Genomic DNA, 23,606 nt, shown 5'->3' with positions numbered 1-23,606 from the left:
TTTATGATACACGGGGTTTATCTGGAAATGAGGGGCAGGGATGACGCACGTTCTAGCGATTGATCAGGGAACCACTTCAACGCGCGCAATCGTTTTTGATGCCGCCATGAACATCGCCGCTGTCGCGCAGGAAGAATTTGCGCAGCATTTCCCGGCCTCCGGCTGGGTCGAACATGATCCGGCCGATCTTTGGTCCACGACCGTTGCGACCTGCCGTTCGGCCATCGAACAGGCCGGGTTGTCCGCGGCACAGATTGCCGCCATCGGCATCACGAACCAGCGCGAAACAACGCTGGTATGGAACCGACATACCGGTCAGCCCATTCACAGCGCGATCGTTTGGCAAGACCGCAGAACAGCCGACATGTGTCGCGCGCTGCGTGATGCAGGGCATGAAGAGATGGTGAAGAACCGGACCGGCCTGCTGCTCGATCCCTATTTCTCCGGCACCAAATTGGCGTGGGTACTGAACAACGTGGAAGGTGCAAGGGAACAGGCCAACGCCGGGGATTTGCTGTTCGGTACCGTCGACAGTTTCCTGATCTGGAAACTGACGGGCGGCAAGGTTCACGCCACCGATGCAACCAATGCGGCCAGAACACTCCTCTATGACATCCGCAAAGGCAGGTGGAGCAGCACGATCTGCGACATGCTCGACATTCCTCTGGCCATGCTGCCAGAGGTTCGGGACTGCGCCGCAGATTTTGGCGCAAGCATTCCGGAATTGTTCGGCGGTGAAATCCCCATCCTCGGCGTTGCAGGCGATCAGCAGGCCGCCACAGTCGGGCAGGCGTGTTTTGCGCCAGGGATGATGAAATCAACCTACGGCACGGGCTGCTTCGCCTTGCTCAATACGGGTGATGCCCCGGTGCAGTCGCAGAACAAGCTGCTGACCACCATTGCCTATCAGCTGGATGGCAAGCCGACCTATGCGCTGGAAGGGTCGATCTTTGTCGCCGGTGCCGTTGTTCAATGGCTGCGCGACGGGCTTAAAATCATCCAGTCCGCATCTCAGACTCAGGTGCTCGCTGAACAAGCTGATCCAACGCAGGACGTGGTTCTTGTTCCGGCGTTTGTCGGATTGGGCGCACCGTATTGGAACGCGGAATGCCGGGGCGCGGTCTATGGCCTGACCCGCAACTCGGGCCCTGCTGAATTTGCCCGCGCGGCACTGGAAAGCGTCGGTTATCAGACCCGCGATCTGTTGGAAGCAATGCGCGCGGATTGGGATGCCGGTGACGCTGGACCGGTCCTGCGCGTCGACGGCGGCATGAGCGCGTCAGACTGGGCGATGCAATTCCTGTCGGACATTCTGGGCGCCCCGGTTGATCGCCCCAATGTTCTCGAGACGACAGCACTCGGCGCAGCCTGGCTGGCGGGAATGAAGGCAGGGGTCTATCCGGATATGCAAGAGTTTCAGGCTCAGTGGTCTCTCGACCGCCGGTTCGATCCGGCCATGGATGAGGCGACACGCATTGAAAAGTATGACCGCTGGAAAAGTGCCGTGGACGCCACCACCCGCGTCTGAGGTTTCGGGGCCGTGCGCCCGCGATCAGAGATGTACAAATCGGACAAAAGGGCGGTTTGAATGCGTACAAACCGGAAGGTTTGGCAAATTGGCCGACAGGTCTCGGTATTCTTGAATACGCGCCACCAAATGCGTTTCTGACCGGAGCACCATCAAGGCGACACAAAAAAACGCCCCGCAGTGTTTGCGGGGCGTTTAGTTTTTCCGGCGAAATTAGGCAGCGTCTTCGGTGGGTTCCGGGCCCTTTCGGTTGGTCCCCTTGATCCATTCCCGCAGCCCCTGCATGACCGCATAGAGAACTGGAACCAGAACCACACCGACCACCGTAGCGGCAAGCATCCCGCCAAAGACCGCGACACCAATGGCCTTTTGACTGGCAGCCCCCGCACCGCTGGCGGCCAGCAGTGGGACAACCCCCAAAAGGAACGACAGCGCGGTCATCATCACGGCCCGGAAACGCTGATACGCAGCCTCGGCAGCGGCGTCGCGAACCGACAGTCCATTGGCGCGCTGCTCCATTGCGAATTCGACGATCAGAATGCCGTTCTTCGAGGCAAGCCCCACCAGCATGATCATCCCGATCTGCGTATACAGGTTGATATCGCTTCCAACGATAGCCACGGCAGCCACGGCCCCGAACAGGGCAACGATCACCGATAGCAGGATCGAAACCGGCAGGGTCCAGCTTTCATATTGCCCCACAAGGAACAGATAGCCGAACAGGATGGCCAACCCGAGGATCACGATCACCAGACCGCCCGAGGCCAGCTGCTGCTGCGCCGTACCCGTCCATTCGAACGCATAGCCCGGGGGCAGGGCGGTAGATGATTCCTCGGTCATGACGTTGATCGCGTCACCCGTCGACATCCCTTCGGCGGGCACGGCCGTCACCGTAGCCGACCGGAACAGGTTGTGCCGTTTCAGTAGAACCGGCCCCAGCACGTTTTCGATATCGATCAACGTACCCAGCGGAACCATTTCGCCCTTGGTCGAGCGGACATACAGGTTCGAGATATCCTCGACCTTGTCACGGTACGATCCCTCGGCCTGGATCATCACCCGGTAGACGCGGCCAAACAGGTTGAAATCGTTGACATAATACGATCCCAGCTGCGCCTGCATGGTTTGAAAGACCTCGGCCACCGATACTTGCAGGGTCTTGGCTTTTTCCCGGTCCAGATCGACGAACAATTGCGGCACGTTTGCGCGGAACGTCGTATACGCCTGACCGATTTCAGGCCGCTGGTTGGCTGCATAGACAAAGGACCCAACCGCCGAGGCCAGATCCTGAGGCGATCCGCCACCGGTTTGCTGAACCTCCATTTCGACACCGGCCGACATACCCAGACCCTGGATGGGCGGTGGGTTGAAGGCAACGATTGAAGCCGCCGACTCTCCGAATGCGATGGCCAGTACCTTTTGCAGGATGGCATCCGCGCTCAGGTCGTCCTCGCGCCGCTCGTCCCAGTTATCGAGATTGACGAAAATGGCCGCGCCGTTCGTTGTTGTACCGTTGAGCAGGGAAAAGCCGTTGACCAGAACCGTGTTCGCGACCCCCGGAATCTCGCGGATCTGGTCGTCCACACGCTTTGTCACCGTCTCGGTCCGCTCCAGCGTCGCGGCATCCGGCAGCTGGACGTCGACGAACAGGTAGCCGTTATCCTCAAGCGGAAGGAAACCGCTGGACGTGTTGGACATGATGGTACCTGCGCCCATGGCGATGGCCGCAATGATCCCCAGCGAAACGACCGGAATGATCAGCAACTTGCGAACGATTGCGACATAGCCGTTTCGTACGCCGCCGATGAACCTTTCAAACAGCGCCAGTACGCCCTTGGGCGGGCCAGAGCGTGCCTTCAGAACCAGGCCACACAATGCCGGAGAAAGTGTCAGGGCGTTGACCGAGGAAATCACGACAGCGGTCGAGATCGTGACGGCAAATTGCGAATACAGACGCCCCGAGATACCGGGCATGAACGTCACGGGGACAAACACGGCCAGCAGAACCAGCGTTGTTGCGATAACCGGCCCGGTGATCTGACCCATCGCTTTGCGGGTGGCCTCGGCGGGGGACAACCCCTCATCCGCGATGATCCGTTCGACGTTTTCCACCACAACGATGGCGTCGTCCACCACGATCCCAATGGCTAGCACCAGCGCAAACAGCGAGATCGTGTTCAGTGACATACCAAACAGCAGAAGGAACGCGAAAGTACCGATTAGCGATACCGGGATTGCAACCGCCGGGATGATGGTCGCACGCCAACTGCCAAGGAAAACGAATACGACCGAGATAACCAGAATAAACGTCAGGATAAGTGTCGAGACCACATCGTTCAGCGATTGCTCGACAAAATCCGTGGTGTTGAAGGGCACGGCATATTCGACATCCGTCGGGAAGGATCGGGACAGACGCTCCAGCTCTGCCTGAACACGTTCGGACACCGCCAGAGCGTTTGCGCCGGGGGCCTGATAGATGCCAAGAACCGTCGCCGGGACACTTTGGAAATAGCCTGAGGCGGAATAGAACTGGGCGCCAAGTTCCACGCGCGCGATATCCTTGACCCGTACGATCGCGCCAGCATCACCGGTCCGGATGACAATATCGCCGAATTCATCAGCCGAGGTCAGGCGACCTTTGGTCTTGATCGTGTATTGAAAGGTCTGCCCTTCGGGGACGGGTGGTGAGCCGATCGAACCGGCGGAAACTTCGATATTCTGTTCCCGGATCGCATTGATCACATCGCCGGGCGAAATTGACAGCGCAGCCATCTTGTCCGGGTCCATCCAGATACGCATGGCATATTCCAGATTGGTCAGAACATCCGCCTTGCCGACGCCCTGAACCCGCGCCAGCGCGTCCTTGAGGTTGATGGACGCATAATTCGACAGGAACACGCTGTCATAGGTGTTGTTCGGTGACGTCAAGGTCACCAGAAGCAGCATGTTCGTCGACGCCTTCTGGGTCACTACGCCCGAAGATGTCACCTCGGTTGGCAGCGACGACATAGCCTGCGCCACCCTGTTCTGCACGTTCACGGACGCAATGTCGGGGTCCGTGCCGACCTCGAACGTGACGTTCAGCGAGTAAGAGCCGTTATCGGCCGAGGTCGACGTCATATAGATCATGTCGTCGACGCCGTTGACCTGAGCCTCGATCGGGGCGGCAACGGTGTTTTCCACGGTTTCGGCGTTCGCGCCGGTATAAGTGGTCGTCACGCTGACAACGGGCGGGGTGATGTCCGGGAATTGCGCGACCGGCAAAACCAGATATCCGATGGCCCCCATGATCGTAAGAACCAGTGAAATTACCAGAGCCAGCTTGGGCCGGCTGATGAACAGGGCTGAGAACATCAGTTATTCTCCCGGCTGCTCGGCGGCCACAACGGCGTCAACGGCGACGCCAGGGCGAACACGTTGCAGGCCCTCGACAATCACGCTTTCCCCTTCGCGCAACCCGTCCAGAACGATGATCGCCGTACCGACAACGTCGCCGGTCGTGATGTAGCGTTGTTCAACCATCTGCTTGTCATTGACGACCAGAACAAATTCTCCTCGCTGGTCGCGCTGCAGGGCCGCCTGTGGGACCAGAACCTGCAGGGTCGGCTCCAATGCTTCGATATGAACACTCAGAAAGGCGCCATCCACGATCAGGCGGCCCTGGTTTTCGAACTCGGCCCGAACAGTAATCGCGCCGGTCAGCGGGTCGATGCGGTTGTCCACAAAGATGATCTCGCCGGTTTCCGGTAATTCAGACCCGTTTGGCAAGATGACCTTGACGACAGGGCTTTTGTCGCTTTCGACCAGGGTGGTGGGATTTTCGCCAACAGTTTCCAGCACCGAGATGAACTGCTTTTCGTTGAGTGAGAAGTTCACATAGATCGGCGCTTCGCGCACCAGCGTGACCAATGGTGGGTTGTTAGGGCCGACGACGTCGCCGACACTTGTGGCGACCCGCCCGATGCGGCCCGAGAAGGGGGCCATGATCTGGGTATAGCTCAGGTCCAGTTCAGCCTGCTGAATTGCCGCATGGGCGGCTTTGACCTCGGCCTCGGCGACAAGTTCGTTGGCCCTAGCGATATCGCGTTCGGATTCCGGGGTGGCGTCGCGCCGGAACAGTTCTTCCTTTCGGGCCAGATCGACTTTAGCCAGTTCCAGATTGGCTTCGGCACGGTCCAGATCCGCTTTGCGCGCTTCAAGCGTTGCTTCGTAAAGATCTGGTTCGATTGTAAACAGCAGATCACCTTCCTGAACGGGCGAGCCATCTTCGACATTCTGGCTTTCCAGAAAACCGCTGACCCGCGCCACAATGTCCACCTTGTCGATGGCTTCGGCACGCCCGATAAACACCGCCTCGTCCACGATTTCCTCGGAATAGGCAGCTGCTATTGAAACTTTCGGAGCGGGCGCGTCGCCCTGTTCCTGAGCCAACGCGGGAAGCGCAATTCCCAGGCAGGCCAGAACAGCTGCATGACGGCAGACTGATGCAATCCCACCGCTGCGACGGGAATCTGAAATCTTCAAAGCAAGGGACATGGCAAAAGCCTCGTTCAATATGCACGTTTTTTTGGTCTGACAGGGCCGTTGGGACTAGCCGAGTCGACGGAACTCCGATGCAGGATGGCTGTTTTGCGGCAATATCTCAAGCGTGTTGGTGCGGATCCAGGTGTTGTGGATCAGAGATTTTCACTGAAAGTTGGCGTACTTATGCCTACATCCGCACGGCACGTGGCGTATCGCATGACTACCTGACGCAAAAGGACGTACCCCTGAAATAAAAAGGGAGCCGTCATGGCTCCCTTTTCAGATCATTCTGGATAAACCGGAACCTAGTCCCGCGTTCCGGCAAATCGTCCTTGCCAGTCTTCGCGCTGTTCATCGGCGATCTTGGCGAACAGAACCTCGGGAACCGTGAACTCATGCTCGGCGGGCAGGGCGCTCAGTGCGCCCGCGACGTCATCCGGCCAGCTTGTGTCGAGCGTGTTCATGGCGCTCAGCATCCGGGCCGAAGATTCCGGGATGAACGGCGCGCTGAGCACGGCATAGAGGCGGATCAGGTTCAGGCCCAGACGCACCTGCGCGGCAGCCTGCTCGGGGTCTTCCTTGAAGGTCGACCACGGTGCAGCAGCCTGCAGGTATTCGTTGCCTGCGACCCAGATTGCCCGCAACTCCTGCGCGGACTTGCGAACCTCCATCGCCTCCATATGCCCTTCATAGGCGCGGACGCGATTGGTCAGTTCTTCGATCAGCGCCTGTTCGCGGTCACCGTAGCTGCCACCTTCGGGTACGGCTTCGCCGAATTTCGAGCGGCAGAACTTGGTGATGCGGCTTACGAAATTGCCCAGAACATCCGCCAGATCTTTGTTCACCGACTGCTGGAAGTTTTCCCACGTGAACTCACTATCGCTGCTTTCGGGCGCGTGACTCAGCAGCCACCAGCGCCAGTAGTCGGCGGGCAGAATCTCCAGCGCCTGGTCCATGAACACACCACGGCCTTGGCTGGTCGAGAACTGGCCGCCGTCATAGTTCAGGTAGTTGAAAGACTTGAGGTGATCGACCATCTTCCACGGCTCGCCCGAGCCCAGAATGGTGGCCGGGAAGCTAAGCGTGTGGAAGGGGACGTTATCCTTGCCCATGAACTGCACATAGCGCACGTCATCGGCGCCCTTGTCGGTCCGCCACCAGCGTTCCCAATCGGCGTCAGTCTTGCCGTTAGCATCGGCCCATTCCTTGGCACAGGCGATGTATTCGATGGGTGCATCGAACCAGACATAAAAGACCTTACCTTCCATCCCCGGCCAGTCCTGATCGCCTTTCTTGACCGGCACACCCCAGTCCAGATCACGGGTGATGCCACGATCCTGCAGGCCGTCGCCGTCGTGCAGCCACTTCTTGGCAATCGAGGTGGTCAGGATCGGCCAGTCTTTCTTACTGTCGATCCATGCATCTAACTGATCCTTCATTGCTGACTGGCGCAGATACAGGTGCTTGGTTTCACGCACTTCAAGGTCGGTTGAACCACTGATCGCGCTGCGCGGCTCAATCAGGTCGGTCGGGTCCAGTTGCTTGGTACAGTTTTCACACTGGTCACCCCGCGCACGATCATACCCGCAATTGGGGCAGGTGCCTTCGATATAACGGTCGGGCAGGAAGCGGCCATCAGCGTTGGAATAGACCTGCTTTTCGGTGACTTCACGGATCAATCCAGCGTCGTCCAACTTGCCTGCGAAATGCTGGGTCAGTTTTTTGTTCTGCTCGCTGGACGAGCGCCCAAAGTGGTCGAAACTCAGGCCAAATCGTTTGGCGATATCGGCCTGGACACCATACATTTCGGCGCAATACTCGGCCACGGGTTTTCCCGCTTTGGCTGCCGCCAGTTCCGCCGGAGTGCCGTGTTCGTCAGTGGCGCAAAGGAACATGACCTCGTTCCCCCGGCCACGTTGAAAACGTGCGTACAGGTCGGCAGGCAATTGCGAGCCGATCAGGTTGCCGAGGTGCTTGATCCCGTTGATGTAAGGGATCGCCGAGGTAATGAGAATTCGAGCCATGTTCCGTATCCGCGTAACTGTCTGCGCGCCCGTCTACATTATGTGACCGGCCAGCAAAAGGCCGGGTTTGGCGCGGATGCTGTTTAAAGCAACAAATACACAGAAAAAGTGCGGTGCGGGGGATTGGATGTTGTATCTCTGCTGGTCGCCACAATACCCATAGGTTGAAATTCAGAATCACAACCTCTTGAAAAGCTTGTTATGGCTACCCATCTTGAGTGTATACCAAAGTATACAAAAACGGGGACAACCTGCTAATGTTCAACTTTCTGCTCGAGGGCGCATTTGCGCCCTTTACACTGGCGCTTGCGTTGCTGTTCGGCCTTCTGGCGCTGGAACTGGTCGCACTGGTGTTGGGCGGAAGCTTGATGGCGGGTGAGGGCGAGGTCGATCTGGACATGGTCGATGCCCCCGATCTTGAGGTTGCTGACTTCGATCTGGATATCGACGCCGATGTCGATCTTGGCGACTTTGAATTGGCCGAAGTCGAAGCAGACGCACCCGGTGCTGCCCCGGCGGGTCCGTTGGGCTGGCTTGGGATCGGCAAGATGCCCTTTATGATCTGGCTGGCCGTTCTGCTGGCCGGGTTCGGCCTTAGCGGTATGGGTCTGCAACTGGCGATGCGCGATTTGCTGGGCTTTGACCTGCCAAGCTGGATCGCCGCAATCCCGGCAGGTGCATTTGCCCTGTGGTTCGCGCGTGGCTTTGGCGGCGTGTTTGCCCGCCTGCTGCCCAAGACTGAAACCGAGGCAATGTCCGAACGGATGCTGGCCCGCCGCCGCGGCGTGGTCACCCAAGGCACCGCAACGCGTGGGCGTCCGGCCGAGGTTCGGGTCATGGATCGCTATGGCAACGCTCACTACCTGCGCGCTGAACCGCTGCAGGACAAGGATGCGCTGAAACAGGGCACCGACGTTCTGGTGCTGCGCGACCGACGGCGTGACCGGTTCGTTCTGGTCGGCTTGTCAAACTAATCAAATTTCAAACCCCATCACGGAGGATTATGCATGGAACTTACATTCCTGGCCGTCACAGTTGTGACCATTTTAGCAGTCGTTTTGTTCATCGGTCTTGTGCTTGGACGACTTTACCGACGCGCAACCCGCGAGGTCAGCCTTGTGAAAACCGGCGCCGGCGGCAAGAAAGTCATCATGGATGGCGGTGTCATCATCGTACCGCTGCTGCATGAGGTCAGCCCGGTCAACATGAAGACCCTGCGCCTGGAGGTGCAGCGCAGTGGCGAGGCCGCGCTGATCACCAAGGACCGGATGCGTGTAGATGTTGGCGTCGAGTTCTACGTCTCGGTCATGGCGACCGAGGAGGGGATCTCGCGCGCAGCCCAGACCTTGGGTGGCCGTACCTTTGACGTCGAGCAGCTGCGCGAGATGATCGAAGGCAAGCTGATCGACGGTCTGCGCGCCGTGGCCGCTCAGATGACTATGGACGGTCTGCACGAGAACCGCGCCGACTTTGTGCAAGAGGTGCAGAATGCCGTGTCCGAGGACCTGCTGAAAAACGGTCTGTCTCTGGAATCCGTCTCGTTGACCGCGCTGGACCAGACGCCGTTTGAGGCTTTGGACGAGAACAACGCCTTTAACGCCGTAGGTATGCGTAAGCTGGCCGAGGTGATTGCGACCTCAAAAAAAGAGCGTGCGCAGATCGATGCGGATGCCGAGGTTGAAGTACGCCGCGCGGCGATGGAAGCGCAACGTCAGAAGCTGTTGATCGAAAAGGACGAAGAACAGGCCCGTATCGAACAGGCACAGCAAGTCGAAACCCTGCGCGTGGCACAAGAGGCCGAGATTGCCGCACGGACTGAGGACTCGGTGCGTGAAACCGAACGTGCCCGCATCGCGCGTGAGGAAGCCATTCGTGCCGCCGACATTGAGCGTGAGCGCAAAATCCGCGAGGCCGAGATTTCGAAAGAGCGTGAGCTGGAAGTGGCTGAGCAGGAACGCCAGATCATCATCGCGCAGAAATCCGAAGAGGAAAGCCGCGCGCGTGCGTCCGCCGATCTGGCAAGGGCCGAGGCCACCAAGGCGACCGAAGCCGTGGCAACTGCCCGTGAAGTGGCCGAGGCCGAGCGTCAGAAGCAGATCGTCCTGATCGAAGCCACGCGTGAGGCCGAGCGTCAGGCAACCGCCATCCGTCTGGCCGCGCAGGCCGAGAAAGAAGCCGCCGCCGACCGCGCCGAAGCCCGCCGCGAGGAAGCTCAGGCCGAAGCGGACGCGCTGAACATCCGCGCCGAGGCCAAGAAGAACGACATGCTGGCCGAAGCGGAAGGTAAGCGCGCGATTGTCGAGGCCGACAACGCTCTGTCCGCCGAGCAGATCCGCATGAAGGTCGATATGGCACGGATCGAGACCATGCCGTCGATCATCTCGGAAATGGTCAAGCCTGCGGAGAAGATCGACTCGATCAAGATCCATCAGGTAGGCGGCATCGGTGGTGCGCATGTTGGCGGTGCTGCCAATGGCGACAAGCCGGTGGTCAATCAGGCGCTGGACTCGATCATGGGTATGGCCGTGCAGATGCCCGCGCTCAAGAAACTGGGTGAAGAGCTGGGTCTGTCCATGGAAAACGGCGTCGGCGGCGTTGTGAACGGCGCGCTGGAGCCGACAATGGAAGTCTCAGAAGAAACAGAAGCGGCAGAAGAAACGCCGCGCACGGACCACTAAAAGAAGAGGGCCGGGAATTTCCCGGCCCTTTTTTATTGTCGCCCTTCGCGGGACCGTTTCAGCAACCGTCCGATGGTAAACGAGGTACGCGGGGCGTAGACGTAGTTTGTGCGCTCTTCCGGGGTTGGGCGTGACCGCATCCGGGCCAGACCAAAGATTATCAGGAAGACATGGCCCAATGCGACGAACGCGAACAGGGCGCCGGGGCCGAATTCCTGAATCAATGTCGATGAGATGTAGGGCGAGGCAATCGCGCCCAGAGCGTACCAGAACATGAGTGCGGCAGACAGTTCGACCCTCTGTTCCGTTGTTGCAAAGTCGTTCGCGTGCGCAGATGAAACCGAGAAGATGGGGAAGGTCGTGAACCCAAAGAACCCGGCGGCCAGCATGACCCCCAGCGTGCCTGTGCCGCTGGCTATCATCGTGATCCCGCAGCTCAGCACTGCTACGGCCGACAGCCAGATCAGAACCCAGCGCCGGTCATACTTGTCCGCCAGCCACCCCATCGGATATTGCGCCAGCGCCCCGCCCAGAACAAAGGACGCAAGGAAGAACGCGATCTGGTCCACGCCCAGGCCAACCTCCTGTCCATAGACAGGCCCGACCATACGGAATGAGGCTGAGCTTAGGGCCGCTACAATCACGCCTGCAACGGCCAGCGGCGAGCTGCGCCAAGCCAGTTTAGGCCGCAACCGCGGGGCGTCCGGTGTCTGGGGCTGGCTGGCGCGGGTCAGGGTCAGGGGCAACAGCGAAGCGCAGCACAGGATCGCCAGCAGATTATACGAGACGTAGGATGCGGGTGGCAGAACGGCAATGATCAACTGGGCGCCAAGCGAAGCCCCCATGTCGACGATGCGATAGGTCCCCATTGCGCGGCCACGGTTTTCATTCGTCACCTTTGCGTTCAGCCACGCCTCGATCACCGTATAGCTGCCCGCAACGCAGGTACCCGAGGCGATCCTGAGTGCTGCCCAGATGTATGGATTGTCGGTCAGCGTGTGCCCGATCAGCCCCATCGCCCCCAGTGCGGTGCAAACGGCAAAGGCCCGCGAATGGCCAACGGTGCCCATCAGGCGCGGCGCCCACCAGCAGCCGATGAAAAAACCCAGAAAGTGCGCCGAACCCAGCAAGCCGATTTGTTCAGTGGTGAAATCCAGCGTCAGGCCGGAAATTGCATCCAATGGACCGACACCGCCCGTAGATAGCTGCAGCAGAACAACGGAAAGGAACAGGGCGGTAAATGAAATGATTGTGCGCATAACGGTTCTAACATGACCTCGGGCCAGAAGGATGCGCGCGGTAATCCGACTTTTCGGCGTCGGATTCTGGCCATTCCCTTGCTTTAGGCCACTCTGTCAATTTCGGCATGGATGTCCAGTCCGACAGTTTCTCCGACCAGGTCGCTGTAACCTGATGCGCCAAATGCGTTCCGGTTCAACGCACCCGTCAGTCGAATGGAAAGGTTGTCCAGATCATCCGGCGCGCTGCCCCTTTTTCGATACAGACTGGCCTGCAAGATGAGGGGGCGGGTGACATCCCGAATAGTCAGATCGCCCGAGACCATAGCCCCGTCGGACAAGCGTCCACCCGCGCCCAGACGGATGCGGGTTGAGCGAAAGTTTATAGTCGGGAACTGGGCGGCATCCAGAACTTCGGGCCCCAGCATCGCAATCCGGGCAAAGGGCAACCTCGTTCGGGCTTTGCTGACATCCAGCGTTACGTTCACGCGGCTGTTTTGCAGCCGGGCCATGTCAATCCGTATGTCGGCCGATGCAATCGGCATCGTGCCGCTTTGCGCAACGCCGGACAGGTCGAACGTAAAACGGACCGAGGTGTTGCCCGGGTCCAGCCGATAAGGTGTCAGTTCTGCGTGGGCGGGGCGGGCCAGCGGTAACGAGGCCAGAATCGCCAGAGCCCGGCGTCTGGACAGGCCGGTCATGCCGGAACCTGTTGCCGCCCAGGGCGTGAGCGTTTCAGCAGCATCAGCATGATCGCGATATTCAGCCCGTTCCAGAGGATGCCATTGACAAACGCCAGTTGGTAGTTGCCGGTCACGTCATAAATCCAGCCCGACATCCAGCCGCCCAGCGCCATGCCCAGAATGGTCATCATCAGGACAAAACCAACACGTGCTCCGGCCTCGCGCGGGGGCATGTATTCGCGCACGACTAACGCATAGCTGGGCACGATGCCCCCCTGCGCCAGTCCGAAAAGCGTACTGATGACGTAAAGCGAGACCATCCCGTCATAGGGCAGGAACAGGAACAACGCTATGCATTGCAGGACCGACCCGATCAACAAGGTCATTACTCCACCAAGCCTGTCTGCGACGATGCCAGAGATCACCCGGCTCACAACGCCACCCAATAGCATTAGTGACAGCATTTCCGCGCCCACAGCCGGGCCATACCCCAAACCGACGCAATAGGCGACGATGTGAACTTGTGGCATGGACATTGCCACGCAACAGCCGATGCCGGCCAGCCCCAGAAGATATTGCAATGTCCGTGGGGAAAACCCGGCGCTGCGGGCATTCAGCTGCGCTGCCGCCTCGGCGGTTCCGTGAGCTTCGGCCGGAACCTGTCGCCGCAGAAGAAGCGACAGGGGGATCACGGCCGCCAAAGTGATAACGGCCAATGTAAGATAGACCTGTTGCCATCCGTTTTCAGCCAGAATGCCGGACAGCATAGTTGGCCAGATTGCCCCCGATAGATAGTTACCGCTGGCCACAAGGGCCACGGCGATCCCCCGGCGGCGCATGAACCAGTGAGATATGTCCGCAATCAAAGGTCCGAACCCGATTGATGTCCCAAGGCCCAAAAGCAGGTGCGCCACGGACAAAAGCAGAATGTTGGGGGCTAGAGTTGCCAGAACATAACTTATCGCACTCAGAACTGCCGCACCGATCAGGGCTTTGGTGACCCCCAGTCGATCCACCATCTGCCCCAGCCACATGTTGCCAAGCGCAAATCCGATCATGGTCAGGGTATAGGGCAGTGACGCCTGCGCACGGGTGGCTCCGAACTGGGCCTCAATATCCGGCATGACGATGATTACGGCCCACATACCCACATTGACTACTGTGGCGATGGCAAGCGTGATCAGCAGTCTGATCCAGGAATAGCGGCTGTCATGGATCGGGTGGGTCATGCGGGCACGCTAGGGGCGCAAGAACGCTTTGGCCAGTCACAAGTTTCGTGATCTTGGGTCGCGCGCGTAGTCAGGTGGTTTCGTCGTCAGTTCCGATCCGCTTCAGTTCCAGCCCGGCGCGGGCGGCGGTCTGGGTGGCCTGCCATCTGGCCGGGGGCAGGGCGCGGGCGCGGCGGCGGGTCAGAACCCAGCGCCGGGCTTCGTTCTGATGGGCCGGGGCCATATGCCAGCGCGTTTCGACCCCCTGCGCACCGCCATCGCCCGGGGTCAGTAACAGGCCCAGTGGTGCCTGCTTCATCGCGCCGCCTTGTTCAGCGGCCAGATGCATCCGCCGTACCGGCGTCAGCCCGGGTGCGCCCGGCAGGTCGGCCACGATCAGCGGTATGGCCCCGCTGCGCAGGGATTCCTCGACGCACCACAACAGATCTTCGGCCCGTCTGGGATGGACAAAGAGAAACCGGCCCGGATCGGCGAAAGGCATCATCCCGTCCGGGTTCAACTGATTGGCCTCCCACGCGGGGGAAATCCACAGGACCGGCCCCTGCGTCTGGCCTGCCAGCCACATGGCAAAGCTGTATCGGGAAGGCCCGCAGGCCTCGTGCACACGAGACAGGGTCAGGGTGATCTGGGGGTGCAGAACCACCCCCGGCGTGGCACGTGCGGGTTTGCGGCTGAGAAGGTGGGCAGACATGCAAAGAAGTTAGCATGTTCCCATTTTGTTCTCAATGGTATTGTGGCGGCCAAGCGATCTTTGCAGCCCGGGAAATCAGCACTCCTGCGCGGGGAGCATCTTGATCGAGGTATACCGGCCCTCATTGGTTTCGATCTTTGCACAGGCTCCGGAAGCGCGGTTCAGCCAGTATTCGGTCACATCGCTGCTTCTGACTCTCTCGAAACCCAGTTCCTCCAGATTAGGTTCCGCCTGAACCGAACGTGCGCCGACAAAGGCCGACAGGTCGGTTGAGCTGGCCGCGGGTGCAGAAGCCGAATCCGCCAGAGTGTGACCGCTGGTTAGCCCGAATGAAACAGCTGTACAGAACGCAAAAAAGCCGAATGACCTCATCAAATCCTCCTGAATATTCTGCAGTATTTCGTCAGCGCGCGCCAATTTGCAAGGGAGCGGTCGGACCAGATCTACCGGACCTTACCGTGACAGGATCAGCTTTCCGTCGGCAAACTTCATGCTCGAGAACCGATGCAGGTAGTCCATACCCAAAAGCGATTGATCCAGTTTCCCCTCGTTGATCCAGGCTGAAACATTGCTGTCCGTAATCGGCCCCACAGCGATACTGTCCAGACGAACGGGCGCGGTTCGAACCGTGCCGTTCGCCGTCGCAGCGCGACCAAAATAGTTCAGGTTGTTGGTGTCGATACCAACCCGCTCGGCGTCATGATCGCTCAGCACGATCTGGCTGGCTCCGGTGTCGACCAGAAAGTTGACTGGTTTGCCGTTCACAAGCAGCGGCAGGTAATAATGGCCATCGACCGAGCGGGGAACTTCGATGGTGTCACCCGTCACAACCATCTGCGGTGCCGGGCTGACTGTTGTGCGAACGTCCTCCCACAGACCAACGGCGGCGATCACACCAATGAAGATGAATACCCATGCCAGCGCCTGTTGCATGGTCTTGCCCAGCGACTGCCGGTTCTGCGTGACGAACCACATCAGCACGGCGGCGCCGAGCAGGACAAGATAGGTCAGACGGGCAATGTTGTCGGTATCCATGGCGTCACTCACTAAAAGCTATTCCATGAATACATGGGGATTCAGGAAGCAAAACCAAAGGCCTTGAGGCCATCGAGGATGAACTGAACTGATAATGCGGCCAAAAGCATACCCAAAAGCCGGGTCAGCACGTTAAGGCCGGTCTTGCCAAGTAGTCGCGCCACCGCGCCCGAGGACAGATACATCAAAAAGACCATGGCCATGACCGACAGCATGACGCCGATCACCACTGCCAGCCCTTCGATGCCCGGTTGCTGACCGGCCAGCAGGATCATCGTCGCGATCGAGCCCGGACCCGCGATCAGGGGGATACCCAGCGGGAACACAGATGGGTCGGAATGCTCTTCTTCCTCCGCGCTGCTTTCCCGCCGCTTGGTGCGCCGCTCGAACAACATGTCCAGCGCGGTCAGGAACAACAGAACCCCGCCTGCGACCCGAAAGGCAGGCATGGAGATGCCGACAAAGCCCAGCACCGCCTCGCCAAAGGCTGCGAACATGGCCAGAATGCCGGCAGCGGTCAGACAGGCTCTGATGGCAATGCCGCGCCGTGTCTGCTTGTCCATTCCTTGTGTCAGGGCCACGAAAATCGGCGTTTGTGCGGGGGGGTCGATGACGACAAAAAGCGTTGTGAACGCCGTTATCAGAAATGCTGCGTCGATCATGCCGCAGCCTCTGCCGTTTCAAGCCGCTCGGCCGCTGCAACCCAAAGGGCTTCGGCCCGCTGCATGGCCTCGACAACTTCGGCGAACTTGCGGTTCCAGTTTTCCAGCTCCCCGATCCGGCTGTCTTCGTACAGCGCCGGATCGGCCAGTTTGGTCGAAAGTTTCTCGTGCATTTCGGTCAGCTTCTCTATCCGCTCTTCGCATTTGCGCAGGTCGGCGCGCAACGCCAGCACCGCGTCCCGAGAGGGGCGCTTGGGTTTGGCTGTCTGCGGCTTTTCCTTGGACACAGGCTTGTCGCGTGCCAACAGAAGATCCCGGTATGCCTCAAGGTCGCCTTCGAACGGCTTTACCGTTCCATCCGAGACCAGCCACAAACGGTCGGCTACAAGGCTCAGCAAGTGCATGTCGTGGCTGACCAAAATTACCGCACCGGAATAAGCGGTCAGCGCCTCGACCAGCGCCTCGCGGCTTTCGATGTCCAGATGGTTGGTGGGTTCGTCCAAGATCAGCATGTGCGGCGCGTCGATCGTGGCGATCAACAGCGAAAGCCGCGCCTTTTGCCCACCCGACAGACGGCCCACCGCCGTTTCCGCCTGATCCGCGCCAAGGCCGAACCCGGCCAGCCGCGCGCGCCATTTCGCAGGCGCTTCGGTTGGGCGGAGGCGACGCAGATGGTCCAGCGGAGTTTCCTCTACGCGCAGTTCATCCACCTGATGCTGCGCGAAATACCCAATGCGCAGCTTTGAACTGCGGGTCATCTTGCCCGCCATCAGCGGCAGTCGGTCCGACAACAGTTTGGACAGAGTGGATTTGCCTTGTCCGTTTTTGCCCAGCAGCGCGATGCGGTCGTCCTGATCGATGCGCAGGTTCAGGCGGCGCAGCACCTCGGTTTCACCATAACCTGTCACACCGCCTTCCAGATGGATGATCGGGGGCGACATCTCTTCGGGTTCGGGAAAGCTGAAGGCGCGCATTGCTGCTTCTTGTGGGGATGAAATCGGTTGCATCCGGGCCAGAGCCTTGAGACGCGATTGCGCCTGTTTGGCTTTGTCGGCCTTGTAGCGGAACCGGTCCACGTAAGATTGCAAATGCGCGCGGCGGGCTTCCTGCTTTTTTGCCATCGCCTCGGCCAGCGCCAGCTTTTCGGCGCGTTGGCGTGCGAACTGATCATAAGGCCCCTGATACAGCGTCAGCTTGCGATCTTCGAGGTGGAGGATCGAACCCACCGCCCGGTTAAGCAGACCGCGGTCGTGCGAGATGATGATCACCGTATGCGGGTATCTGGTCAGATAGCTTTCCAGCCACAGCGCCCCTTCCAGATCCAGATAGTTGGTCGGTTCGTCCAATAGCAGCAGGTCGGGCTGCGAAAACAGCACTGCCGCCAGCGCGACGCGCATCCGCCAACCGCCCGAAAAGTCCGAGCAGGGCTTTTGCTGTTCGTCATCATCGAACCCAAGCCCCTTGAGGATCGAGGCCGCGCGGGCCTCGGCCGACCACGCGTCGATATCGGCTAGACGGGTCTGAATATCGGCAATGCGGGCAGGGTCCGTTGCAGTATCGGCCTCGGCCATCAACGCGCTGCGTTCGGTGTCGGCCGCCAGTACGGTGTTGAGCAAGGAAACATCCGAGGATGGAACCTCTTGCGCCACACCGCCAATCCGTGCCTGGCGGGGCAGGGCGATCTGACCCGATTCCAAGGCCAATTCCACCCGGATCAAGCGGAACAGAGTTGTCTTGCCAGTCCCGTTGCGCCCGACCAGACCGACCTTGTGACCAGTGGGAATGGTGGCGCTGGCCCCGTCAAACAGGGGGCGGCCTTCGACTGCGTAAACGATGTTTTCGATCCGTAACATGCGACCGCTCTTAGCAGAGCCGCGATTGGGCCGCCAGCGGCTTGGCATGTTCAATGCGCGGGCTATGTGATAGCCCTGTTTCGAATTTGAATTTGATCGGATTTCCGAATGCGTCCCGCTCAATCGCCCCCGTCACTGGGAACATTGATTCTGGCCACCGCGCTGTCGGTGTTGTCACTGAACATGTTCCTGCCGTCACTGGCACAGATGGGTGTGGATTTCCGGGTCGATTACGCTTTGGTGAATCTGTCCCTCGCGGGGTATCTGGCCATTTCCGCGGTGCTTCAGTTGATTATTGGGCCGCTGTCGGATCGGTTTGGGCGCAGGCCCATCCTGCTGATTTGCATGGGGATATTCGCGCTGGCCTCGGTGGGATGCACGCTGGCCGACTCGATCTGGGTGTTTCTGGGCTTTCGTCTGCTGCAGGCAGTTGTCGTCGCCGGGCCGGTACTGTCCAGCGCATCGATCCGCGACATGTACCCGCCTAACGAAGCGGCAAGCAAGCTGGGCTATGTCGCGATGGCGATGGCGCTGGCGCCGATGCTTGGGCCGATGCTGGGCGGTGCGCTGGACATGTTGTTTGGCTGGCGCGCGGGGTTTGTGCTGTATTCCGTTTTCGGGGCCGGGATGCTGGCGTTGCTGTGGGTCGATATGGGGGAAACCAATACCAGTCGTTCATCGACATTTTCGGCTCAGCTACGGCAGTATCCCCATCTTTTTCGTGCGCGCCGGTTTTGGGGATATGCGCTGTGCGCTGCGTTCTCGATCGGCGCATTCTACACATTCATCACAGGCGCACCCCTTGTCGCTGCCGCATGGTTTGATCTTAGCCCTGCGTTGCTGGGATTGGGCATCGGCATCATAACCACGGGTTTCATGGCCGGAAACTTTGTCACTGGCCGTATCGCTGCGCGGACGCGGTTGAGCACGATGATCCTAGTGGGACGGGTGATTGCATCAACAGGTCCGTTGGTCGGGCTGATCGTGTTTCTGAGCGGCGCAGGATCGGTCTGGGTCTTTTTCGGATCAGCGGTTTTCGTGGGTTTTGGCAACGGTCTGACAAATGCCAACGCCATGGCCGGGCTGATGTCCGTCCGTCCGCAGTTGGCAGGTAGTGCGTCGGGTTTGTCGGGGGCGATGACCGTGGCGTTGGGTGCGGTTCTGACCTCGGTCACGGGGGCGCTGGTCAGCACGGAAAACGCGCCGTATCTCGTGCTGGGGATGATGTCCGCCTCAAGCTTTGTCGGGCTGCTGGCGGTACTCTATGTGCGCTGGATCGACGTAAAAGACCCGCTGCCCGATGCGATCTGAACCGCATTCCTCTATGTGACCATCATAACACTTTTCATGTCTGTCATACCGTGTTAGGCGGCGCGCGATATGTCTCGGCGCGGAGCGGTCCGCGCCGCCAGTTTAAGGAGAGGCCCGAAATGGCACTGGAACGCACGTTTTCGATCATCAAACCCGACGCAACCCGCCGCAACCTGACCGGCAAGATCAACGCCAAGTTCGAAGAAGCAGGCCTGCGCATCGTTGCGCAGAAGCGCATTCACATGACCAAGGAACAGGCAGGCAAGTTCTACGAAGTGCATGCCGAGCGTCCGTTCTATGACGAACTGTGCGAATTCATGTCGTCGGCTCCGGTTGTCGTACAGGTTCTGGAAGGCGAAGGCGCCATTGCCAAGAACCGTGAAGTCATGGGCGCAACCAACCCCGCAGACGCAGCCCCCGGCACCATCCGCGCCGAGTTTGCTGAATCGGTTGGCGAAAACTCGGTCCACGGTTCGGACGCACCCGAAACCGCCGCTGTCGAGATCGCATACTTCTTCTCGGGTATCGAACTGGTCGGCTAATCCGGTTTGAAACAGATTTTGAGGCCGCTCTCTGTTTGAGGGCGGCCTTTTTTATGTTGCGAGGCTCTGTCTCGCGGTCCGAAGTATTTTCAGCCAGATGAATGAAGGATCGCTTATTCGTCCTTCCTTGGTTGTGACAGAGCGGTGGGTGAAGCCCGTTATGCGTCCGGATTAAGGTCTGTTGGACTGACACGAACACCGAGCGCGTCCAGTTCGGCGGCGATGCGCCCGGGGACCGATTGGGTGTTTTTGGCTTTGATCGCGTCGAACCGCACGCGAAGGGCTTTTTTCTCTTCCCCTTTGCAATCATTCCAGGGGCGGCCCTGCAGCCCCATGACCAGCACGTAGTAACCGATGAAGTGGGCCCTTGTTCCCGCACGGAGCAGCCGGGCGTAAGCCGCGTCGGCCCCAAGATCACGCAATTCCTGGGCCGAATGGATGCCCGCGCGTGTGCAGGCCTGTTCAAAGGCCGGGCCGAGGTTGCGGATTGAAGATACCGGGTCTGACATGCCGCAGGTTTAACGCGGCTCTTCCAAGCTGTCACCCTTGGCCGCTTGTTATGGAAGGCCCCGTGCGATACCCAGTTGAGTGAGGGAGAGAGAGATGGACGCACCGGACATTGCGATGGCCGCACAAGGGCTTGACCTGACAGACCCGCCACCGGGGTTTGTTGAGGATCCGTTTCCATTTTATGATGCGCTGCTGACCCATGCCCCGGTTCTGCCGCAACCGGACGGATCGGTTCTGCTGAGCCGCCACTCCGATCTGGATCGGATTTATCGAGATACCCGGCTGTTTTCTTCGGACAAGAAAGCCGCGTTCGGGCCGAAATTCGGCGTCGGTTCGCCGTTGTTCGAACATCATACGACCTCGCTGGTATTCTCGGATCCGCCGCTGCATACGCGTGTCCGCAGGATCATGACATCCGCACTTACCCCACGGGCGATTGCAAAGATGGAGCCCGGCCTGATTGAAACGGTGGATCATCTGCTGGAGGTGATGAATGACAAGTCGCAGGTTGATCTGATCGAAGATTTCGCATCAACCATTCCCATTCAGATCATCGGCAACCTGCTGGATGTTCCCATGGATGAACGCGGTCCGTTGCGTGACTGGTCACTGGCCATTCTGGGGGCGCTGGAACCTGCATTGACGGATGAACAGCTGGCGCGAGGGCACAGGGCCGTCGAAGAGTTCAAGGCGTATCTGACCGATCTTGTAGGGTGCCGACGCGCTGTGCCGGGTGATCCGGAAACGGATGTTCTGACGCGGCTGATTCGGGGGGAAGGTCCGGATGAACAGTTGAGCGAGATCGAGCTTCTACAGAACTGTATCTTCATTCTGAATGCAGGGCACGAGACCACCACCAATCTGATCGGCAACGGGTTGGCCCTGTTGAATGACCATCCCGAGCAACGCCAACGTCTGATGGACGATCCCAATCTGATCACTCCCGCAGTCGAAGAAATTTTGCGCTTTCGCTCACCCAACCAGTTCGGAAATCGTGAAACCACTGAGGACATTGAACTGGACGGGCGGTGGATTTCCAAAGGAACAAATCTGCACCTGTGCATCGGTGCCGCAAATCGCGACCCTGACGTCTTTGAAGACCCCGGGCGATTTGACATCTCGCGCAAGCCGAACAGGCATCTGGCATTTGCAGGTGGACCGCATGTCTGTGTTGGTCTGACACTGGCCCGCATGGAAGGGCGCATCGCGTTGGATCGATTCCTCAGCCGATACCCGGATTTTCGTTTGCTGGACGGGCGAGTACCGGGCGGACGCATCCGGTTTAGAGGATATGCGTCACTCCCAGCCACGATTTAACGGTTTCGCGTGCTGTCTGGCTGGCAAAGTCCGGATCATTACATTCAAATTCAAGCTTGAATGGTGGGGGAAACGCCGATTTTATAACACTGATTACGCCGAAAGGGTGGCCCACCGGTTCTCGTCGACCCAGGGAGATTTGTCATCAGGTAGCAATATTTCACCTGAATTGTAGAGCAACGACAAAGGGAACGGATTTCCGAAAACAAGTTGAGACTTTTCTAGCGGCTGACGGAGACACCCAAGAGGGGACAGGAATGATCGATACGTCGGGTGAACTTTTTGTCGTTCCCGGTGCAATTGATGTGCAGGAAGTGGCCCGATCGCTCGGGAAGCTGACGCTTGAGATCGGCATGCCTTCCGACGCCCTGAAGTTCTCCGTTTTGGACTGCTTTGATCAATCTTTGCTTCGATCAGGCCGCCTTTTGTTGGAGGTAGGAGGGGAGCTGCATCTCTGGGGCAACTCGGGCCAACACTACGTTCAGACGGCAAAGCGGTCCGGCAATTTTGTTTCAGACCTCTGCGCAGGGCCGGTTCGTGAGGCGCTGTCCGACTTTCCCGCCCTGCGGGCCTTGATGGAAATCGGCGCCGGCAGGTTTGTGACACGGGAGATATCGGTACTGGACAAATGGCGCAAAACCCTTGTCCGTGGGCGGATCATTGAACTCAGCTCGGACAAGGGGGCGGCCAATCTAGTTCTGCTGCAAAGGATGCGTGGCTACGACCGGGCCTTTGAAAAGACGCGCGACGGGATAGCAGAACTTGCCGGAGTGACTGATGACATTTCGACCGTGGTTTCGGCGCTTTTTCCCGATGTGGAGCCATATGAAGCAAAACCGGTTATCCCGCTGGGTAATAGCGAGCCTGCCATTCAGGCCGCCAACGATATCATTCGCACCTATCTGACCGTTGCACGCCGGAACGAGACCGGAGTGATTGCCGATATCGACACGGAATTCCTGCATGACTACCGTGTGTCCCTGCGTAAAATCCGATCAGTGCTGAGCCTGTTCAAAGGTGTGTATTCCGACGACCAGACAAGTCAGTTGAAACAGGCATTTTCTGCTCAGATGGAGCCGACCGGTCGAATGCGTGATCTGGATGTGTATCTTTTGGAGAAAGAAAGATATTTCAGCCTGTTACCCGAGAACCTTCATCCCGGACTTGAAAGAATGTTTGCCGAGTTCGGTAAAGAACGCGCAAGGGAATATTCCAAGCTTAAACGGCGCTTTAACTCTTCTGCCTACAGGGATTCCATATCCGATCTCGCTGCCTTGTTCGATGAGGAGAATGTGTTATCTGCGGGCAAAAACGCTGAGTTGGGCGCGTATGACTATGCCTGCAGGCTGATCTGGAAAAGGTACCGGAAGGTCTGCAAGCTTGCCCGTTCCATCACCGATACGACTCCGGATGATGATGTTCATGACTTGCGCATCGAGTGCAAGAAACTGCGCTATCTCATGGAATTCTTTGGGCCTTTGTTCGGAAAGAAAGAATTCAAAACAATCTTCAAGCCTTTGAAAAAGCTTCAGGATAATCTTGGACTGTTCAACGACTATTCGGTTCAGCAAGATGCGCTGTCAGAGTTCATCAAGGCCCGCGATGACCGCTCGGGTCGCGCGGATTCTGAACTGATCATGGCTGTTGGTGGGCTGATCGCTGTCCTGCATCAGCAGCAAAGGACCGAGCGCGCGCGCGTTGTCTCGTGTTTTGAACACTTTGACAGTCCCGGAATCCAGCGCCTGTTCCGCACCCTGTTTCACAAGCCGGAGGATTGAGGG

19 protein-coding genes are annotated in these 23,606 nt (G+C 58.9%); 7 read left to right on the top strand and 12 right to left on the bottom strand.

Translation table 11 applies throughout. The features are described from left to right. Window positions 1-40: 40 nt before the first annotated feature. The gene (gene glpK / locus ACR0D6_RS00675) at window positions 41-1,528 is read left to right on the top strand and encodes a glycerol kinase GlpK (RefSeq protein WP_480764105.1); all 1,488 of its coding nucleotides are present in this window, start codon (window positions 41-43) and stop codon (window positions 1,526-1,528) included. Window positions 1,529-1,741: 213 nt separating this feature from the next. On the opposite strand, the gene ACR0D6_RS00670 is transcribed toward glpK, so the two are convergent. From ACR0D6_RS00670 to metG, 3 genes are all read right to left on the bottom strand, one after another. Then, window positions 1,742-4,882: an efflux RND transporter permease subunit gene (locus tag ACR0D6_RS00670; RefSeq protein ID WP_480764104.1), complete on the bottom strand. Its 3,141-nt coding sequence runs from the start codon at window positions 4,880-4,882 to the stop codon at window positions 1,742-1,744. A gap of 3 nt (window positions 4,883-4,885) precedes the next feature. Beyond that, complete coding sequence (locus ACR0D6_RS00665) at window positions 4,886-6,064, bottom strand: efflux RND transporter periplasmic adaptor subunit (RefSeq protein WP_480764103.1); 1,179 nt, start codon at window positions 6,062-6,064, stop codon at window positions 4,886-4,888. Window positions 6,065-6,357: 293 nt separating this feature from the next. Continuing rightward, entirely contained in the window at window positions 6,358-8,076 is a 1,719-nt protein-coding gene (gene metG, locus ACR0D6_RS00660) for a methionine--tRNA ligase (RefSeq protein WP_480764102.1), read from the bottom strand. A gap of 218 nt (window positions 8,077-8,294) precedes the next feature. On the opposite strand from metG, the gene ACR0D6_RS00655 reads away from it, so the two are divergent. Beyond that, the gene (locus ACR0D6_RS00655; RefSeq protein ID WP_480764101.1) at window positions 8,295-9,050 is read left to right on the top strand and encodes an OB-fold-containig protein; all 756 of its coding nucleotides are present in this window, start codon (window positions 8,295-8,297) and stop codon (window positions 9,048-9,050) included. A 33-nt stretch (window positions 9,051-9,083) separates the two neighbouring features. Beyond that, a complete protein-coding gene (locus tag ACR0D6_RS00650; RefSeq protein WP_480764100.1) occupies window positions 9,084-10,754 on the top strand; it encodes a flotillin family protein in 1,671 nt (556 codons plus the stop codon). 32 nt (window positions 10,755-10,786) lie between these two features. On the opposite strand, the gene ACR0D6_RS00645 is transcribed toward ACR0D6_RS00650, so the two are convergent. The 8 genes from ACR0D6_RS00645 to ACR0D6_RS00610 form a co-directional block, all read right to left on the bottom strand. Next, on the bottom strand, window positions 10,787-12,013 hold the full coding sequence (locus ACR0D6_RS00645; protein ID WP_170650293.1) for an MFS transporter: 1,227 nt from the start codon (window positions 12,011-12,013) through the stop codon (window positions 10,787-10,789). Window positions 12,014-12,096: 83 nt separating this feature from the next. Then, a complete protein-coding gene (locus ACR0D6_RS00640) occupies window positions 12,097-12,693 on the bottom strand; it encodes a YceI family protein (protein WP_480764099.1) in 597 nt (198 codons plus the stop codon). After that, window positions 12,690-13,904 carry an MFS transporter gene (locus tag ACR0D6_RS00635; RefSeq protein WP_480449225.1) on the bottom strand — a complete coding sequence of 405 codons (1,215 nt, stop codon included), beginning with the start codon at window positions 13,902-13,904 and terminating at the stop codon, window positions 12,690-12,692. The genes ACR0D6_RS00640 and ACR0D6_RS00635 overlap by 4 nt, the downstream gene beginning before the upstream one ends. 70 nt (window positions 13,905-13,974) lie before the next feature. Continuing rightward, window positions 13,975-14,595: an ImuA family protein gene (locus ACR0D6_RS00630; RefSeq protein ID WP_480449227.1), complete on the bottom strand. Its 621-nt coding sequence runs from the start codon at window positions 14,593-14,595 to the stop codon at window positions 13,975-13,977. 75 nt (window positions 14,596-14,670) lie between these two features. Continuing rightward, window positions 14,671-14,967 (bottom strand): hypothetical protein, encoded by a 297-nt coding sequence (locus ACR0D6_RS00625; RefSeq protein ID WP_480764098.1) that lies wholly within the window; start codon window positions 14,965-14,967, stop codon window positions 14,671-14,673. An 81-nt stretch (window positions 14,968-15,048) separates the two neighbouring features. Then, the gene (locus ACR0D6_RS00620) at window positions 15,049-15,630 is read right to left on the bottom strand and encodes a retropepsin-like aspartic protease family protein (RefSeq protein WP_480449231.1); all 582 of its coding nucleotides are present in this window, start codon (window positions 15,628-15,630) and stop codon (window positions 15,049-15,051) included. A gap of 41 nt (window positions 15,631-15,671) precedes the next feature. Continuing rightward, window positions 15,672-16,292, bottom strand: a complete 621-nt coding sequence (locus ACR0D6_RS00615) for a MarC family protein (protein ID WP_480764097.1) — start codon at window positions 16,290-16,292, stop codon at window positions 15,672-15,674. Next, a complete protein-coding gene (locus tag ACR0D6_RS00610; protein ID WP_480764096.1) occupies window positions 16,289-18,145 on the bottom strand; it encodes an ABC-F family ATP-binding cassette domain-containing protein in 1,857 nt (618 codons plus the stop codon). Before ACR0D6_RS00610 ends, ACR0D6_RS00615 begins: the two co-directional genes overlap by 4 nt. Before the next feature lie 108 nt (window positions 18,146-18,253). On the opposite strand from ACR0D6_RS00610, the gene ACR0D6_RS00605 reads away from it, so the two are divergent. Together ACR0D6_RS00605 and ndk are read left to right on the top strand one after the other, a co-directional pair. Further along, window positions 18,254-19,456 carry a multidrug effflux MFS transporter gene (locus ACR0D6_RS00605; protein ID WP_480764095.1) on the top strand — a complete coding sequence of 401 codons (1,203 nt, stop codon included), beginning with the start codon at window positions 18,254-18,256 and terminating at the stop codon, window positions 19,454-19,456. Between the two features lie 119 nt (window positions 19,457-19,575). Continuing rightward, window positions 19,576-19,998, top strand: coding sequence for a nucleoside-diphosphate kinase (gene ndk / locus ACR0D6_RS00600; RefSeq protein ID WP_068334875.1), 423 nt, complete (start codon window positions 19,576-19,578; stop codon window positions 19,996-19,998). Between the two features lie 158 nt (window positions 19,999-20,156). On the opposite strand, the gene ACR0D6_RS00595 is transcribed toward ndk, so the two are convergent. Next, a complete protein-coding gene (locus tag ACR0D6_RS00595) occupies window positions 20,157-20,507 on the bottom strand; it encodes a TfoX/Sxy family protein (RefSeq protein WP_480764094.1) in 351 nt (116 codons plus the stop codon). Between the two features lie 94 nt (window positions 20,508-20,601). Between ACR0D6_RS00595 and ACR0D6_RS00590 the strand changes: the two genes are divergently transcribed. After that, window positions 20,602-21,825, top strand: coding sequence for a cytochrome P450 (locus ACR0D6_RS00590; RefSeq protein WP_480764093.1), 1,224 nt, complete (start codon window positions 20,602-20,604; stop codon window positions 21,823-21,825). A 257-nt stretch (window positions 21,826-22,082) separates the two neighbouring features. Next, on the top strand, window positions 22,083-23,603 hold the full coding sequence (locus ACR0D6_RS00585) for a CHAD domain-containing protein (RefSeq protein WP_480764092.1): 1,521 nt from the start codon (window positions 22,083-22,085) through the stop codon (window positions 23,601-23,603). Window positions 23,604-23,606: the final 3 nt, after the last annotated feature.

The sequence above is a fragment of the Ruegeria sp. BJ6 genome, from assembly GCF_056537885.1.
The sequence above is the reverse complement of the archived record's forward strand: the minus strand, read 5'-3'. Positions and strand labels throughout refer to the sequence as shown.